At 76.3% G+C, this 17,933-nt stretch carries 6 protein-coding genes; 4 read left to right on the top strand and 2 right to left on the bottom strand.

All coding sequences use genetic code 11. The annotated features are described in order from the left end of the window. Positions 1-63 precede the first annotated feature (63 nt). Together ACFWA9_RS04220 and ACFWA9_RS04215 are read left to right on the top strand one after the other, a co-directional pair. A complete protein-coding gene (locus ACFWA9_RS04220; protein ID WP_380382920.1) occupies positions 64-12,912 on the top strand; it encodes a MupA/Atu3671 family FMN-dependent luciferase-like monooxygenase in 12,849 nt (4,282 codons plus the stop codon). Between the two features lie 5 nt (positions 12,913-12,917). Further along, complete coding sequence (locus ACFWA9_RS04215; RefSeq protein WP_380382918.1) at positions 12,918-14,399, top strand: condensation domain-containing protein; 1,482 nt, start codon at positions 12,918-12,920, stop codon at positions 14,397-14,399. A gap of 71 nt (positions 14,400-14,470) precedes the next feature. On the opposite strand, the gene ACFWA9_RS04210 is transcribed toward ACFWA9_RS04215, so the two are convergent. Together ACFWA9_RS04210 and ACFWA9_RS04205 are read right to left on the bottom strand one after the other, a co-directional pair. After that, complete coding sequence (locus tag ACFWA9_RS04210) at positions 14,471-15,226, bottom strand: alpha/beta fold hydrolase (protein ID WP_380382916.1); 756 nt, start codon at positions 15,224-15,226, stop codon at positions 14,471-14,473. A gap of 125 nt (positions 15,227-15,351) precedes the next feature. Further along, complete coding sequence (locus ACFWA9_RS04205; protein WP_380382914.1) at positions 15,352-15,651, bottom strand: YciI family protein; 300 nt, start codon at positions 15,649-15,651, stop codon at positions 15,352-15,354. A gap of 155 nt (positions 15,652-15,806) precedes the next feature. Here ACFWA9_RS04205 and ACFWA9_RS04200 point away from each other — a divergent pair, with 155 nt between their 5' ends. Both ACFWA9_RS04200 and ACFWA9_RS04195 read left to right on the top strand, forming a co-directional pair. Continuing rightward, positions 15,807-16,127 (top strand): cupin domain-containing protein, encoded by a 321-nt coding sequence (locus ACFWA9_RS04200; RefSeq protein ID WP_380382912.1) that lies wholly within the window; start codon positions 15,807-15,809, stop codon positions 16,125-16,127. A 119-nt stretch (positions 16,128-16,246) separates the two neighbouring features. Next, the gene (locus ACFWA9_RS04195; RefSeq protein ID WP_380382910.1) at positions 16,247-17,758 is read left to right on the top strand and encodes an FAD-binding protein; all 1,512 of its coding nucleotides are present in this window, start codon (positions 16,247-16,249) and stop codon (positions 17,756-17,758) included. Positions 17,759-17,933 lie beyond the last annotated feature (175 nt).

Genomic DNA, 17,933 nt, shown 5'->3' with positions numbered 1-17,933 from the left:
ACGCGGCCGGCGAGCACGCCGGCGCCGAAGCCGCCGAGCAGACGCAGCGTCAGGTACCCGGCGGTGCCGAGGGCGTTGCCCGACGGCCCCGCCGACCTGCCCGACGCGCTGCTGCGCGCCGCCCGGCTGCACCCCGAACGCGGCCTGCACCTGGTGCGCGCCGACGGCGGCGCCACCACCCTGCGCTACCCCGAGCTGCTGGACCGGGCGCTGCGCGTGCTCGGCACCCTCACCGCCGCGGGCCTCGGCCCGGGCGACCGCGCGATCCTCCAAGTCCCCGACCTGGAGCACTACTTCCCCGCGCTCTGGGCCTGCCTGCTGGGCGGCGTCCTGCCCGTCACGGTGGCCCGCCCGCCGGGCTACGACCGGCCGGGCCCCGTCCTGGAGAAGCTGGTCAACGCCTGGGAGACGCTGGAGCACCCGCCGGTGCTGGCCGCCGGTGAGGCCGTCGCCGGGCTCGCGGGCATCGGCCGGCTCGACCCGCGGGCCGCCGGTCTGCGGGTGATCCCGGTCGACCGCTCCGCCGCGCAGCCGCCCGCCGCGCCGCACGGCGCCGGCGGCGACGTCGCGATCCTCCAGCTGTCCTCCGGCTCCACCGGGCGCTCCAAGGCGATCCGGATCAGCCACCGCGGCATCCTGGAGTACGTGGCGGGCGCCTGCGAGCAGGGCTTCGCGCCCGGCGACCCGACCGTCAACTGGCTGCCGCTCGACCATGTCGCGGGCCTGCTGATGTTCCACCTGCGGGACGTCGTGGCGGCCTGCGACCAGACCCACATCCCCACCGAACTCGTCCTCGCCGACCCGCTGTTGTGGCTGGACACGCTGGAGCGCCGGCGCGCCGCGCACTCCTGGTCACCGAACTTCGGCTACCGCCTGGTCGCCGAGGCGCTGCGGGCCGCCCCCGAGCGGCGCTGGGACCTCTCGGCCGTCAAGTCCCTGATCAACGCGGGCGAGCAGTGCACCGAGGGCGTCGCCGAGGAGTTCCTGGCCCGGCTGGCCCCCTCCGGGCTGCGGCCCGAGCACCTGCTGCTCGCCTGGGGCATGGCCGAGACCTGCACCGTCATCACCTACAAGCGCTACGGCGAACCCGGCGCCGTCCAGGTCCTGGCCACCGACTCGCTGACCGGAGCGCTGCGGCCGCTGCCGGAGGGCTCGGACGAGGCGGCCACCCGTTTCCTCTCGATGGGCCGCCCGGCCGCCGGCGCGCGGCTGCGGGTCGCCGACGACCGGGGCGCCGTCCTGCCCGAGCTGCGGATCGGACGGCTCCAGGTCTCCTCCGGCCGGGTCACTCCCGGCTACCTGAACAACCCGCGGGCGGACCGCGAATCCGCCACCGCCGACGGCTGGTTCGACACCGGGGACCTCGCCTACCTGCGCGACGGGGAGGTGATCCTCACCGGTCGGCGCAAGGAGATCATCATCATCAACGGCGTCCACCACTTCTGCCACGACCTGGAGGACGTGGTGTCCGCCGTCGACGGGGTGCTCTCCGGTCACGTCGCCGCGTGCGGGGTGCCCGACGAGCGCAGCGGCAGCGAGCAGTTGGCGGTCTTCTTCGTGGCCGCCCCGGAGGCGGGCGAGCCGCACCGGACGGCGGGCGCCGTACGGGCCGCGCTGGCCGAGCGGTTCGGGCTGTCGGCCGCGCTGGTGCTCCCCGTCCCGGCCGCCGACTTCCCCCGCACCACCAGCGGCAAGATCCAGCGCACCGCGATCCGCGCCCGGCTGCTGGACGGCGGCCTGGACGCGCTGATCACCCGCCTCGACCTCGCCGAGGGCAACGCCCGCACCGTGCCGGACGTCGTCCGCCGTGCGGCCTGGGAGCCCCGGCCCGCGCCGGACGCCGCGCCGGTGCCGCCGCCGGGGACCGTCCTGCTGCTCGGGCCGGTCGGACCGGGCACCCTGTCGGACGCACTCGCCGCCGTACTGCCGGACACCGTCCAGGCGTCCCAGGCCGAGTCCTTCGCCCGGCTGGGCGACGGCTACGCGCTCGACCAGCGGCGGGCCGGGAGCTGGCCGCGACTGCTGGACGAGCTGGAGGCGGCCGGCCGGCGCCCGCACCGGGTGCTGCACCTGTGGGCGCAGGTTGCCGAGCCGGACGAGGTGCTGTGCGGCGAGGCCCTGCTCGGACTGACCCGGGCGCTGGCCCACCGGTACGGCGGCGGTCCGGACGGGGTCGAACTCGTCACTGTCAGCGCCGGGTTGCACGCGCTCGCGGACGGCGAGCTGCCACGGCCGGTCGCCGCGCCGACCGCGGCCCTGACCGCCGGGGCCCGGGCCGAGCGGTTGCTCGCCGGGGCCCGCCACCTCGACCTGCCCGCCGACGCCCCGGCGGACCCGCGGGCCGTGCTGGCCTTCCTCGCCGACCCGCGGCGCGAGCCCGAGGCCGCCTGGCGCGACGGGCGCCCCTACGTGCCCCGGCTCGGCCAGCTCGCCCCGCTCACCGCGCCGGAGGCCGCCGCCGCACCGGCCTGCACGCTGCTCTCCCCCGGGGCCCGCTGGCTGGTGACCGGCGGGCTGGGCGGCCTCGCCGGGGAACTGCTCCCGGAGCTGCTCCGCCGGTACGGCCCGCACCTGCTGCTGGTCGGGCGCACCGACCCGGCCGCGGGCGGTCCGGCGGCGGCCGCGCGCCGCGCCGCGCTGGAGCGCCTGGAGCGGGCCGGCGGCCGGGTCGAGTACCGGACGGCCGACGTGACGGACCGCCGGGCCCTGGCGGCGGCCGTCGCCGAGGCCGAACAGGCTTGGGGCGCGCCGCTGGAGGGTGTCCTGCACCTCGCCGGCGAGTACCGGATCGGCCTGCTGGAGGAGCTCGGACCCGAGCGGTGGCAGGAGGCCGTCCGGGCCAAGACCGCGGGCACCGACGCGCTGGCCGAGCTGGTGGCGGCCCGCCCCGGTGCCCAGTTCGTCGGCTACTCCTCGATGATCGGGTTCCAGGAGGCGGTCGGCTCGGCGGGGTACGCGGCGGCCAACCGCTCCCTGGAGGCGGCGGTCGAGCGGCTGCGCCGGGAGCACCGGGTCGCGGCCTGGACGGTCTCCTGGGGCCTGTGGCGGGGTGTCGGGATGAACCGGGAGGCCTCCCACGACGCGGCCGCCGCCGAGCGCGGGATCGCCGTGCTCGACGCCGCCGAGGGCCGGCGGCTGGCCACCGCGCTGCTCGCGGCCCCGCCCGGTCACTACTACGCCGGTCCCGACAGCACCCGCCCCGCCGCCCGGCGCCGGCTGCTGGCGGGCGAGCCGCGGCTGGTCGCCGACGCCCCGCAGCCGCCCGCAGCCGGACCGGCGCGCCCGGTCGTGGCCGCGCCCGCCCCGGCCGAGCTGCGCCGCGCCGTGCTGGACACCTTCGAGGCCGTCCTCGGCGAACCGGTCGACCCCGGCCGGCCCTTCCACGAACTCGGCCTCGGGTCAGTGCAGTTGATGCGGGTCCAGGCCGCGCTGGCGGCGGGCCCGGCGCCCGGGCTGGAGCCGACCGCGCTGTTCCGGCACCCCACCGTGGACGCGCTGGCGGCCCGGCTGGCCGGCGGTGCGCCGGAGCCGGCACCGACCTCCACCGCGCCCGCGCCGGAGGTGCCCGCCGACCGGCGGGTGGCGGTGATCGGCCTGGCACTGCGGCTGCCCGGCGCGGACACCCCCGAGGAGTACTGGCGCAACATCGTCGACGGCGTGGTCAGCACCACCCGGTACACCCCCGAGCAGCTCGCCGCCGCCGGCATCCGGGCCGAGGAGTACAGCCACCCCGACTTCGTCCCGGTCACCGCGCCGATCGCCGACATCGGCCACTTCGACGCCGAGGCCTTCGGCATCAGCGCCGCCGAGGCCGCCCTGATGGACCCCCAGCAGCGGCTGCTGCTGGAGACCTGTGCCCGGGCCCTGGACGACGGCGGCTACGGCGACACCGCGCCGGACACCCGGGTCGGGGTCTTCGCCGGCACCGGCATGACGCTGTACTCACTGCGCGGCTACCTCCAGCACGCCATCGGCACGGCCGCCGACCCGGCCCGACCGGTCGAGGCGCTGCAGGTCGCGATCGGCAACCAGGCCGACTTCGCCGCCACCCGGGTCGCCTACCGGCTCGGCCTCACGGGGCCCGCCGTCGGCGTGCAGACCGCCTGCTCCACCTCGCTGGTCGCCGTCCACCTGGCCGTCCAGTCGCTGCTGACCGGTGACAGCGACCTCGCCCTCGCGGGCGCCGCCGCCCTGCACGTCCCGCAGGCCGCCGGCTACCGCTACCAGGAGGGCTCGATCCTGGCGCCCGACGGCGTCTGCCGGGCCTTCGACGAGCGGGCCGCCGGAACGGTGGGCGGCAACGGCGTCGCCGCCGTCCTGCTCAAGCGCCTCGACCGGGCGCTGGCCGACGGCGACACCGTGCACGCGGTGATCCTCGGCTCCGCCGTCAACAACGACGGTGCGGGCAAGGTCGGTTACACCGCGCCCGGCCTGGACGGCCAGGCCGCCGTGGTCGGCCGGGCACTGGACGTGGCGGGCGTCCCGGCCGACAGCATCGGCTACGTCGAGGCGCACGGCACCGGCACGCCGCTCGGCGACCCGATCGAGGTCCAGGCGCTCACCCGTGCCTACCGGGCCCGTACCGGGGCGGTCGGCTTCTGCGCCCTCGGCTCGGTCAAGCCGAACATCGGCCACCTGGACACCTGCGCCGGGATGGCGGGTCTGATCAAGGCCGTCCTCGCGCTGCGCCACCGGGAGATCCCGCCGGTGACCCACCTGACCAGGCCCCATCCGGCCCTCGGCCTGGCCGGCAGCCCCTTCACGCTCCCGACCGAGGCATCGCACTGGCCCACCGGGGATGCCCCGCGCCGGGCCGGGGTCAGCGCGCTGGGCGTCGGCGGCACCAACGCCCACCTGATCCTGGAGGAGGCGCCGGCCGGCGCCCCCGCGGACGCCCCCGCCGCCCCCGACGGCGAACCGCCGGTCGCCCTGCTGCCGCTGTCGGCCCGCAGCCCGCAGGCACTCACCGACCTCGCGGCCACCGTGCTCGACCGGCTGCGCGGCGAACACCCGCCCCGCCCGGCCGACCTGCTGCTCACCCTCGGCGCGGGCCGCCGCCCGCTGCGCCACCGGCTCGCCGTCACCGGCACCGGGCCCGCCGAACTCGCCGACGCGCTCGCCGGGTTCGTCGCCGGGCGGACCTCCGGCCCGGCGCACTCGGCGCGGGACGCCGGGCGCGGCACACCGGCCCCCGTCCTGCTCTACACCGGACAGGGCGCGCAGTACCGGGGCATGGCCGCCGGGCTGTACCGGGCGTACCCGGTGTTCCGGGAGGTGCTGGACACCTGTGACCGGCTGCACCGCGAGACCTGGGGGGAGTCCCTGCTACCCCCGCTCCTGGAGCCCGGCCCCGACGGCGGGGAGCAGCCGTGGACCACGGAGGCCGCGCAGCCCGCGCTGTTCGCGGTGCAGGCCGCGTACACCGCGCTCTGGGAGGAGTTCGGGCTGCGGCCGGCGGCGGTGGCGGGGCACAGCGCGGGCGAGTACGCGGCGGCCTACGCGGCCGGGGCCTTCTCGCTGGCCGACGGCCTCTTCCTGGCCGGGGTCCGCGGGCGGCTGATGCACCGTTCGACGGAGCCGGGGGCGATGACGGTGGCCACCGCGTCCGCCGAACGGCTCGGCGCGCTCGCCGAGTGGCTGCCCGGGGTGGACCTGGCCGTGGTGAACGGCGCCGGGCAGTGCGTCCTGGCCGGGCGGCCCGGGGACATCGCGGGAGCGGAGGCGGTGCTCGCCCTGGAGGGTGTCGGGACGGAACGGCTCGCCGCCGACCGGGCGTTCCACTCCCGGCTGATGGAGCCGATGCTGGAGGCGTTCCGGCGCCGGCTGGAGCAGATCACCCTCCGGCCGCTGCGGGTCCCGCTGGTGAGCAATCTGGACGGCGTGCCGCTGGCACCGGGCACGGTGCCCGGCCCCGACCACTTCGTCCGCCAGACCCGGGAGACCGCGCGCTTCGACCGGGTGCTCGCGACGCTCGACGGGCTCGGCCACGGGCTCTTCCTGGAGGTCGGTCCGCACCACACCCTGAGCGGGCTGGGCCGGCGCGAACTCGCGGGGGCGGTGTTCGTGCCGAGCGGACGCCGCGGTCGCCGCCCGGAGCGCCAACTGCTCGCCGCACTGGGCACGCTGTGGACCCACGGGGTGCCGGTGGACTGGGCGGCGGCCGCCGCCGCCCGGCGGTGGCCGGACGGGCCCGCCCGGCGCGTCCCGCTGCCGGGCCGGCCGTTCCACCGTACCTACCACTGGTTCACCGCGCCCGGCGCCGAAGACACGGCCGACGCCTCGACCGCATCGCCGCCCGCGACCGCGACCGCGCCCGCGACCCGGCCCGTACCGCCGCCGGGGCCCGCACCGCTGTCGGGTTCCGTACCGCTGTCGGGTTCCGTACCGCTGACCGTGGCCGGGGCCCGTCCCGGGCCGGCGGCCCCGCCCGTAGCCGAACGCACCGTCCTGGAGGAGCCCGTCATGACCGACACCCCCGCGCCGGACCCGCTGGAGCAGGCGGCCGCCCTGGTCCTGGGCCGGGTCGTCGCGCAGACCGCGCGTCAGCTCGGCGTGGCGGAGGAGGCGGTGGGCGCCGAGGACCCCTTCTTCGACCTCGGGGCCGACTCGCTGTCGATGATCAACATGATCCGGGACCTGGAGCGCGCCTTCGGGGTGCGGGTCCCGATGCGCGAGCTGTTCGAGGACGCGGACACCCCGGCGCGGCTGGCCGGGCTGATCGCCGGGCGGATGAGCGCCGAGGCGCTGGCCGGCCTGGTGCCCGCGCCGACGGCGGCTCCGGAAGCGGTGCCCGCGCCGGTACGGGAGCCCCTGGCGGTGGCACCGGCCGCGCCCGCGCCGACGCCCGGACAGCCGGCGCCCACCCCGGCCCCCCTCGCTGCGGCTCCCGTCGCTGCGGCTCCCGTCACCCCGCTGGCGGCCGCCGCTCCCGACGGGGCCGGCGCGGTGATCGAACGCCAGCTCGCCCTGATGGGCCAGTTCTCCCAGCTGATGGCCGACCAGCTCGCCCTGCTCGCCGGCACCCCCGCCACCCCCGCCACGCCCGCCACGCCGACCGCGCCCGCTTTGGCCACCGCCGCAGCCGCCGCCGACACGGTCGCACCGGAACTCCCCGCCACACCGGCCCAGCCGGCCACCCAATCGCAAGCACAGGTGCACGGCCCGCGCGTCACGGTCGCCCGGGACTCCGGGATGGCCGGCGGCGGCCTGACCGGCGAACAGCGCCGCCACCTCGACGGGTTGGTCGAACGCTTCACCGCCCGTACCGCCGCCTCCAAGGCGCTCACCCAGCGCCACCGGCGGGTGCTCGCGGACAGCCGGGCCGTGGTCGGCTTCCGTTCGGCCACCAAGGAGATGCTCTACCCGCTCGCCGCCCGCCGGGCGCAGGGCTCCCGGCTGGAGGACGTCGACGGCAACTCCTACGTCGACATCACGATGGGTTTCGGCGTGCTGCTCTTCGGCCACGAGCCCGCCTTCGTCCAGGAGGCCGTCCGCGAGCACCTGGCCGGCGGTCTGCGGCTGGGTCCCCGCGGCGCGGAGACCGGCGAGGCCGCCGAACTGCTCGCGGAGCTGACCGGCACCGAGCGGGTCGCGTTCGCCAACTCCGGCACGGAGGCCAACGCGGGGGCGATCCGGCTGGCCCGGGCGTACACCGGGCGGGACACCATCGTGATGTTCGAGGGCTCGTACCACGGGCACTTCGACCACACGCTGGGCCGCCCGGTGGGCCACGGGGCCGAGCGCGAGACGGTCCCGGTGTCGATCGGCATCCCCGGCAGCGCGGTCGCCGACCTGGTCGTGCTGCCGTACGGGGAGCCGGAGAGCCTGCGGGCCATCGACGAGCTGGGCGACCGGATCGCCGCCGTGCTCGTCGAACCGGTGCAGAGCCGCCACCCCTCCCGCCAGCCCGCCGAGTTCGTCCGGGGGCTGCGCGAACTGACCGCCCGCCGCGGCATCGTGCTGATCTTCGACGAGATGCTCACCGGCTTCCGGCCGCACCTGCGCGGCGCCCGCGGGTTCTGGGGCGTGGAACCCGACCTCTCGACGTACGGCAAGGTCCTCGGCGGCGGCTTCCCGATCGGTGCCATCGCCGGGCGGGCGGCCGTGATGGACGGCATCGACGGCGGCTTCTGGCAGTACGGGGACGCCAGTCACCCGCCGAACGACACCACCTTCTTCGGCGGCACCTACATCCAGCACCCGCTGTCGATGGCCGCCTGCCGTGCCGTGCTGCGGCACTTCAAGGAGCAGGGGCCGGGCCTTCAGGAGCGGCTGAACGCCCGGACCGGGGAGCTGGCAACCACCCTCAACGGCTTCTTCGAGGAGGAGGAGTTCCCGCTCCGGCTGGCGCACTTCGGCTCGCTCTTCCGCTTCGAGCCGCGTGCCGACATGGAGCTGCTCTTCCACCACCTGCTGGTGAAGGGGGTCTACGTCTGGGAGTGGCGCAACTTCTTCCTCTCCACCGCGCACTCCGACGGCGACGTGGAGTTCGTGGCCGACGCCGTCCGCTCCTCCCTGCGGGACATGCGGCGCGGCGGCTTCTTCCCCTCGACGCGCGGGGTGGCCGTGCCGTCCGTACCCGCCCCGCGCCTCGAACTGCCCGCGCCCGCGCCCGTCCCCGCGCCAGCCCCCACCCCCGCGCCAGCCCCCGCGCCGGCCGGTGACCCGGACCGCGAGGTCGACTTCAGCCTCTCCTTCTTCGGCGACTACCCGCTCGACACCCGGCCCGAGGACCGCTACCGGATCGTCCTGGAGAGCGCCCGGTTCGCCGACCGCAACGGCTTCCACGCCGTCTGGCTGCCCGAGCGGCACTTCCACTCCTTCGGCGGCATCTTCCCCAACCCCTCGGTGCTGGCCGCCGCGCTGGCCCGGGAGACCGAGCGCGTCCGGCTGAACGCGGGCTGCGCCGTGCTGCCGCTGCACCACCCGGTCCGGGTCGCCGAGGAGTGGTCGGTGGTCGACAACCTGTCCGGCGGGCGGGTCGGCCTGGGCTGCGCCAGCGGCTGGCACCCCAACGACTTCCTGTTCTTCCCCGCCCGCTACGGCACCCACAAGGAGCTGATGCACCGGCAGGTCGACACCATCCGGGCGCTGTGGCGCGGCGAGCCCTACCGGGGCCGCAACGGCAACGGCGAGGAGATCGAGGTGCACCTGCACCCGCGCCCGCTCCAGGAGCTGCCGCCGATGTACACGGCGATCGTCGGCAACCCGGACAGCTTCCGCGAGGCCGCCCGCCACGACCTCGGCGTGATCACCAACCTGATGACCCAGAGCGTCGAGGAGCTGGCCGCCAACGTCGCCCTCTACCGGCGCACCCGGGCCGAGCACGGCCTGGACCCCGAGGCCGGGCGCGTGGTGGTGCTGGTGCACAGCTACCTCGGCGCCGACCTCGCCACCGCCCGCGAGCAGGCCTACCGCCCGTTCTGCGGCTACCTGCGCTCCTCGCTCTCGCTCTTCGGGCAGGTCGCCAACAGCCTCGGCCTCACCCTGGACTACGAGAACACCCCGGAGGAGGACCTGGAGTTCGTCCTGGAGCGCGCCTACGAGCGGTACTGCGCCTCGCGCGCGCTGATCGGCACCCCGGAGAGCGTGCGGACCGTCCTGGACTCGCTGCGCGCCGCCGGCGCCGACGAGATCGCCGCCTTCGTCGACTTCGGCCTCTCGCCCGAGCTGGTCGCCGCCGGCCTGCCGTACCTGGACGAGCTGCGCCGCACCGCCCAGCGGCCCCGCGAACGGCGCGCGCCGCTGTCGTACGCCCAGCAGCGGATGTGGTTCCTGCACCGGATGCTGCCCGACAGCTCCCGGTACAACGAGGTCAAGGCCATCGCCTTGAGCGGGCCGCTCGACCACCGCGCGCTGGCCGGCGCCCTGCACGCCCTGGCCGAACGGCACCCGGCACTGCGCACCGTCTTCCGCGAGCAGGACGGCGAGCCGTACCAGGTGGTGCTGCCCGCCACGGGTGCGCCGCTCCCGGTCGAGGACGCCCCGCCGGGGCGGGACCGGGAGGAGGCCGTCCGCGCGCTGGTCGCCGAGGAGGGCGCCCACCGCTTCGACCTGGCCACCCGCCCGCTGCTGCGCACCCGGCTACTGCGGCTGGCCGAGGAGCGCCATGTGCTCGTCCTCGCCATGCACCACATCGTCATCGACACCCTCTCCGCCGTGGTGATCACCCGCGAGCTGGGCGAGCTCTACCGGGCCGCGCGGTCGGGCCGCCGCCCCGAACTGCCGCACCTGCCCACCGACTACGCCGCGTTCGCGGCCCGGGAGCGGGCCCTGGTGGCCGAGGGCGCGCACGCCGCGAGCCTGGCGCACTGGCGCGAGGTCCTCGGCGGCGAGCTGCCGGTGCTGGCGCTGCCCACCGACCGGCCGCGCCCGGCCCTGCCGGACGGCCGGGGCCGCGCCTTCGTCCGCCTGCTCGACGGCGAACTCTCCGCCCGGGTAAGGGAGCTGGCCCGTTCCCGGCGCTCCACCCTGTTCATGGTGCTGCTCACCGCGTTCGCCGGCGTGCTGCACCGCTTCAGCGGCCAGGACGAGCTCGTGCTCGGCACCCCCGTCGCCAACCGCGAGGAGGGCACCGAGGACCTGGTCGGCTTCTTCGTCAACACGCTCGCCCTGCGCCTCGACCTGTCCGGGGAGCCCGACTTCGAACGGCTGCTCGCCCGGGTGCGGACCACCGCGCTGGACGCCTACGAGCACCAGCGGCTCCCGTTCGAAGTCCTGGTGCAGGAGCTGAACCCGGCCCGCGACACCAGCCGCAACCCGCTCTTCCAGGTGATGGTGGAGTTCGAGAACCACGCGCTGTTCGAGCTCGACCTGCCCGGCATCGAGGCTCGGCCGCTGGACGACGTCGTCGACAAGTCCGGCTTCGACCTCACCCTGTTCCTCACCAACCTGCCGGAGGGCATCCGCTGCCACGTCGAGTACGCCACCGCGCTCTTCGACCGGGAGAGCGTCGAGCGCCTGCTGACCGCCTTCGAGCAGCTGCTGGCCGCCGCCGTCGCCGACCCCGCCCGCCCGGTGGCCGAGCTGCTGCCCGGCGGCCGCGAGGTGGCCACCCCGGCCCTGCCCGGCACCCCGTCGCTGCGCGAACGGCTGGCCCGCACGGCGGCCGCGCACGCCGACCGCACCGCCGTCCTCACCCCGGACGGCGCCCCGGTCACCTACCGCGAGATCACCGATCGGGCCGAGCGGCTGGCGGCGCTGCTGGCCGCCGCCGGGGTCACCGCCGGCACCCCCGTCGCCACCCTGCTGCCACGCTCCGCCGACCAGGTCGCCGCGCTGCTCGCGGTCGTCCGCCTGGGCGCCGTCCACGTACCGGTCGACCCGGTGCACGGCGCCGAGCGCTGCCGGCTGATCGCCGCCGACAGCGGCGCGCCCGTGCTGCTCACCCGCACCGGCACCGACCGGCTCGGCATCGCCCTGCCCGCCGTCCTGGCCGACGACGAGAGCGCGGTGCCGCCGGCACCCGCCGCCGTCGACCCCGATCCCGAGTCACCCGCCTACTGCCTCTACACCTCCGGCACCACCGGCCGGCCCAAGGGCGTCGTGATGCCCTACCGCGGCCTGCGGTCCCTGGTCGACTGGAACACCGACCAGCACGGCCCGCTGCGCACCCTGCAGTACGCCTCCTGCGGGTTCGACGTCTGCGTCCAGGAGACCCTCACCGCCCTCGCCGGCGGCGGCACCCTCGTCCTCGTCGACGAGGCGACCCGCTACGACGCCCGGGCGCTGGCCGACCACCTCCGGCGCACCCGCACCGAACGCATCCACCTCCCGCACACCACCCTGACCGGCCTGCTCGGCGCCCTGGCCGAGGCCCCGGTGCCCGACCTGCGCGAAATCGTCTCCGGCGGCGAGCAGTTGCTGCTCACCCCGGCGCTGCGCGCCTTCCTGCGGGAGAACCCGCGGTGCCGGCTGTTCAACCACTACGGGCCGACCGAGACCCATGCGATGACCAGCGTCGAACTCTCCGCCGACGGCCCCGACCACGCCCCGGTCGGCCGCCCCGTCCCCGGCAGCCGCGTCCAGCTGCTCGACCCGCACGGCCGGCCGGTGCCGGAGGGCGCGGTCGGCGAGATCCACGTGCTCGGCGACCAGGTCGGCCTCGGCTACCTGAACCGCCCCGAGGAGACCGCCGCCGCCTTCGTCCGCACCCCGCAGGGCCTGCGCTACCGCACCGGCGACCTGGGCCGGCTGCGGCCCGACGGCACGCTGGAGCTCCTCGGCCGGATCGACGAGCAGGTGAAGATCCGCGGCTACCGGATCGAACCAGGGGAGGTGGAGAACGTGCTGCGCGCCGTCCCCGGGGTGCGGCAGGCCGCCGTCGCCGCGCACCACGGCCCGCAGGGCACCGCGCTCGCCGCGTACGTCGTGCTCGCCCCCGACGCCCCCGGCGCCGCCGAAGCCCCCGAAGACCCCGAAGCCCCCGAAGCCCCCGAGGCTCCGGCCGCTCTGCCAGCTCCGGCAGCTCCGGCAGCTCCCGACGCGGCCGCCGCCCTCGCCCGGGTGCGCGACGAGCTCGCCGACCGGCTGCCCGAGCACATGGTGCCCCGGCTCTGGGCGCGCGTCACCCACGTGCCGCTGACCCGCAACGGCAAGCTGGACCGCGCCGCACTGCCCCCGGCCGTGCCGATCGGTGCCGACGCGGACACCGCCCCCGCCACCGAGCTGGAGCAGCGCCTCCAACAGCTCTGGGCGAAGGAGCTGGACGTCCCCGCCCCGGGCGTGGAGACCTCGTTCTTCGATCTGGGCGGGCACTCGCTGGCCGCCACCCGGCTGCTCAACCTGGTCCGCGAGGAGACCGGCCTGGAGATCGGCATCCTCGACTTCTTCCGCCGCCCCACCATCCGCGGCATGGCCGACCGCGCCCGCGCCGCCGCACCGGCCGAGACCTTCGAGCGAGGGACGCTGTGACCGCCGTGCCCACCGGACCGACCGCGCCCGCCGTGCCCGCGCCGACCGAGGACTGGCAGCGGCTCGTCCGGCTGTTGGACGAGCGGGAGGTCGTCCTCTCCACCGAGGGGGGCCGGCTCGACTACCTCGCCCCGCCCGGAGCGATGGACGCCCCGCTCGTCGCCCTCGTGAAGGCCGAACGGCCCCGGCTGCTCGCCACCCTGACCGGCGGCGGCGCCGCCGAGGCCGCCGCACCGGCCGGCATCGCCCAGGCCCGGATGCACCGCAGCCACAGCCGGGTGGCCGACCCGAGCCTGTGGAACATCACCCAGCGGATCACCCTGCGCGGGCCGCTCGACCCCGCCCGCCTGCAACGGGCCCTGACCGCGCTGACCGCCCGCCACCGCAGCGTGCGCACCCGGTACGCGCCCTCCGACCTCGGGCTGCTCCAGCAGGTCCTGCCCGCGCCCGACCGCCTGCCGCTGCCGGTCGCCGCGGTGGGCGGCGGCGCGGAGGCGGTGGCCGCCGCCACCCGCGAGGAGGCCGCCACCCCGTTCGACCTCGCCGCCCCGCCCCTGCTCCGGGCCCGGTTGCTCCGACTGGGCCCCGAGCACCACGTCCTGCTGCTGACGATCCATCACATCGTGCTGGACGGCTGGTCCCTGGCCACCCTGCTGGCCGATCTCGGCACGCTGTACGGGGACCACCGGGCCGACCTGCCCGAGCCGGGATCGATGATCGGACACGCCTGCTGGGAACGGACGGTGGTGACCCGGGAGGCGGTGCGCCGGGCCACCGCCCGGTACGCCGAGCGGCTGGCCGGACTGCCGCTCACGGTGCCGCTGCCCACCGACCGGCCCCGGCCCGAACGGCGCTCCGGGCACGGCGGCGTGCTGCCCTTCACGCTCACCCCCGAGCTCACCGCGGCGCTGAACCGGTGCGCGGCCCGCCGCTCCACCACCCCGGCGGCCGTGGTGCTGGCCGCCCTGGGCGATCTGCTGGGCGAACTCACCGGCGCCGACGAGACCTTGGTGATGCTCTCGACCGCCAACCGGCGGCGCCGCGAGCACGAGCGGCTGGTCGGGCTGCTCACCACCAACCTGCCGGTCCGGCTGCCGAGCCGCGCGCCGGGCGGGTTCGCCGGGCTGGTCGACCGGGCCGGCGAGGCCCTGGCCACCACGCTCGACCAGGCGGACGTCCCGTTCGGCCTGGTCACGGAGGAGCTGCGGGCGCGCGGGCTGGCGCTCCCGCCGTCCTTCCCCCAGGTACTGCTGGCCGTGCAGACCACCCCGGCGCCGGTCCTGGAGCTGACCGGCCTGGACGTCGTGGTCGAGGACGTCCCGGGCAGCGGCGCCCGCTCGGACCTGCTGCTGATGCTCACCCCCGAGGGGAGCGGCCTGGCGGGCCTGGCCGAGTACGACGCCGACCTCTTCGACGAGGCCACCGTCCGGGGCTGGCTGGACCGGCTGGTGCGGCGGCTGGCCGAGCAGGTGCCGCCGCTGGCGTGACCTTCCCCCCGGGTCGGGCCCCCGGGGCCCGGTGCCTTGGGCGTGACCCCGGAGCCGACCCCCAGCGCCCGTCAGGCGCGCAGGAAGGCCTCCAGGGCGGTCGCCAGCGCCACCGGCACCTCGTGCATCGGGTAGTGCCCGGAGTTGGCCAGGACCTCCAGGTCCGCGTTCGGGTAGTGCGCCAGCCAGGTGCCGCGCATCAACTCCGCGGACAGCGCGAGGTCGTGCTCACCGACGAAGACCTTGACCGGCAGGGTGCTGCCGGCGATCCGCGCCGCGAAGTCCTGGGTGGTCCAGTCGTCGAGGTAGCCGGCGACGGCCTCCGGGCTGGAGCCGGCCACCGAGCGGGCCGTCATCGCGTCCAGCCAGCGGCCGCAGGCGCGGTGCCCGGTCACCAGGTCCAGGATGGCCCGCCGGTTGGCGGGCTGCCGCGGGGCCTGGTGGAACAGGTCGTACGCGTCACCCTCCAGCGGATAGGCGCTCGCGGGCACCGGGGCCAGCCCCACCAGCTTGCGCACCCGGTCCGGCGCCTCGGCCAGGACGCGCTGCGCCGCCTTGCCGCCCATCGAGTGCCCGACCACGGAGAAGGTGTCCCAGCCCAGCTGGTCGGTCAGGGCCAGCGCGTCCGAGGCGATCTCCGCCAGGGTGAACTCGCCCTCCACGTCGCGCCGTTCGCCGTAGCCCCGGTAGTCGAGGAAGGCGTAGCCGAAGGCATCCGGGTCCAGGTGGTCGAGGAACGCGCCCCAACCCGCGCTGGTGCCGAACCAGTCGTGCAGGACGAGCACCTTGTGCTCGCCGGTACCGATGGTGCGGTGACTGATCGTCATGGCGGCGCTCCCGTTCGCGATGGTCTGCCGCTCTCCTCCCCCGGCCCGCCGGTCACCAACCCCACCGGCCACCGACGCCACGGCGCCCGCCGCGGGAGCCGGGGCCGCCCGGCCCCCGCGGGTCCTCAGGCGGGCAGCTGCTGGCGGTAGGCGTCCAGTGCGGGCGCGGTGGTGGTGGCGAGGAACTCCGTGACGGTGTACTCCGCCAGACCGGCCAGGCTGAACGGGTCGGTCCGGACGATGTCCTCGACGACCGCCCGGTCCGGGGCCACGGCGATGATCACGCCGCCGTCGCGGGGCTCCTTGCGGCCCGAGGCGAGGAAGGTCCCGGCCTCGTAGTGCTCCTTCAGCCACTCCACGTGCCGCGGGAGCACGGCGTCGATACGGTCCAGGGGCGCGGTGTAGGTCAACTCCAGAACGAACATGCGTCCAGGCTAGACCTCCCTCCCGACGGGGTGTCAGCGGGGCGGCGGTCCGGAGATTTTGCCGAACGGTCGACCAACGCGCCCCGCGTCCCGGATAGCGTGCGGGCATCCCCGTGATCACGGGCGCGGCCGGACCGCGCCGGAAGAGGTGTGCCATGAACCGGATCGACGTCCCCGCGACCGCCGCCGCACTGCCCGGGGCCTGGCGCTCGCGCGTCCTCGGCCGGATCGGCACGGCCGCCGTCAAGGTGCTGCGGATGGACGAGCTGCCGCTGGCCGAGGAGCGGCACCCGCACGCCGAGGCGCTGCTCGTCCTGGACGGCCGGCTGGACCTGCTGGTCGCCGGCACGGCCGTCCCGCTCGGCCCCGGAGAGCTGTACGTGGTGGCGGCCGGCGTCCCGCACGCGGTGGCCCCGGGCAGCCGGGGCACGCTGGTGATCGTCGAGGTGGACGAGGACGGCGCCGGACCGACCTGAGCCCGCCGTCCGGACGGCCCGCGCCCCGTTCACGCCGTCAACGGCGCAGGGGACTGCCCGGAGACGGGCCGACTGCGGTACAACTGCGCTGATATGACGATTGATCGGAGATATCTGCCATGAGCAAGTCAGCTCTGCCCCGCCGCGGTCTGCTCGTCGGCGCGGCGGCCACGGTCATCGGCTGGAACACCGCCGGCCGCAGCTGGGCCGTCGCCGCCGGCCAGGGCGCCCCCACCGACGGCCCGGCCACGGCGGACGCGGTGGCCGCACTGCCCCGGCTGGACGGCAGCCTGGTCACCGACCCCGCCACGCTCACCCGGTTCACCGGTGACTTCGGGCACCTGGTGACCGCCGCGCCCCGGGCTGTACTTCGGCCGGGCTCGGTGCGCGACATCACCGAGGTCGTCGGCTTCGCCCACCGCCACCGGATCCCGGTCGCCATGAACGGCCAGAGCGGCGGCGGCGACCCCGCGGAGCTGGAGTCGCACTCCAGCTACGGCCAGGCGACCGCACCCGGCGGCATCGCCGTCGACGCGCGGGGCCTGGACCGGATCCTCTCCCTCACCCCCGGCCGGGCCGTGGTGGAGGCCGGCGTCACCTGGGCGCAGCTCACCGACGCCGCCCTCGCCCAGGGCTGGATGCCGCCCTGCCTGACGGACTACCTGCACCTCTCCGTCGGCGGCACGCTCAGCGTGGGCGGGATCGGCTCCGCCGTGCAACGCCACGGCCTACAGGTGGACACCGTCGAGTCGGTCGACGTGGTCACCGGTACCGGCCGGCTGCTGACCGCCTCCGCCACCACCAACCGTCAGCTGTTCGAGGCCGTCCTGGCCGGCGGCGGACAGGCCGGGATCATCGTCCGCGCCACGCTGCGGCTCGTCCCGGCCCGCCGGCGCGCCCTGGTGTTCAGCCTGTTCTACGACGACCTCGCCGCCTACCTCGGCGACCAGGAGCGGCTGATGGCCGAGCGCCGCTTCGACCTCCAGGCGGGTGAGGCGGTGCTCGACGCCGCGGCCGGCACCTGGCGGTACAAGATCGAGACGGTCGCCCACTACGACGGCGCCACGCCACCGGACCGGGACGCCCTGCTGCGCGGGCTGCGCTGCCTCCCGGGCGAGACCACCGTCGTCGACCAGAGCGCCCGCGACTACGCCTTCCGGGTCGACGGCTTCGCCGGCTACCTCAAGGCCGCCGGCCTCTGGACCCAGCCCAAGGCCTGGCTCAGCGTCTTCCTGCCCGCCTCCACCGCGGCCGCCTTCGTCCGCGAGGCCACCGCGTCGCTCACCCCCGCGGACCTCGGCGCCGGGCTCCTCCTGCTCTACCCCTACCGCACCGCCGCCCTGACCCGCCCGATGGCCGTGATGCCGGACGCACCGGTCGGCTGGCACTTCGACCTGCTCTCCTTCCCCGCCCCCGGCGCCGACACCGCCGCCATGCTCCGCCGCAACCGTCGCCTCTACGACCGGGCCGTCGCCCTGGGCGGCAAGCGCTACCTGATCGGCGCCGTCCCCGGCATGACGCCGACGGACTGGCGCCGTCACTACGGCTCCCGCTGGGCGGCCGCCGTCGCGGCGAAGCGCCGCTACGACCCGGCCGGCATCCTCACCCCCGGTCAGGGCATCCACACCTGATCCGCCGCAGGCCCGCCCCGCCCCCGCGGCGGGCGGGGCGGCCCTGCGGGGAGGCACGGTGAAAATCGGTTCGGATCGGCGTGCGCCCGTGAGAGTGTCGACGGGGAAGGAGTGCGAGCGCGTGGACGCGGCCTGACGGCGCGTCACCCGAGCGAGTCGTGAGCGGACGGAGCGC

This window comes from Kitasatospora sp. NPDC059973, assembly GCF_042737525.1.
GTDB lineage: Bacteria > Actinomycetota > Actinomycetes > Streptomycetales > Streptomycetaceae > Kitasatospora.
The sequence above is the reverse complement of the archived record's forward strand: the minus strand, read 5'-3'. Positions and strand labels throughout refer to the sequence as shown.

Coding starts and splice junctions, on each gene's coding strand:
- ACFWA9_RS04210 (WP_380382916.1), bottom strand. CDS start 15,226: ATGACGATCAGTCACCGCACCATCGGTACCGGCGAGCACAAGGTGCTC.
- ACFWA9_RS04205 (WP_380382914.1), bottom strand. CDS start 15,651: ATGTTCGTTCTGGAGTTGACCTACACCGCGCCCCTGGACCGTATCGAC.
- ACFWA9_RS04200 (WP_380382912.1), top strand. CDS start 15,807: ATGAACCGGATCGACGTCCCCGCGACCGCCGCCGCACTGCCCGGGGCC.
- ACFWA9_RS04195 (WP_380382910.1), top strand. CDS start 16,247: ATGAGCAAGTCAGCTCTGCCCCGCCGCGGTCTGCTCGTCGGCGCGGCG.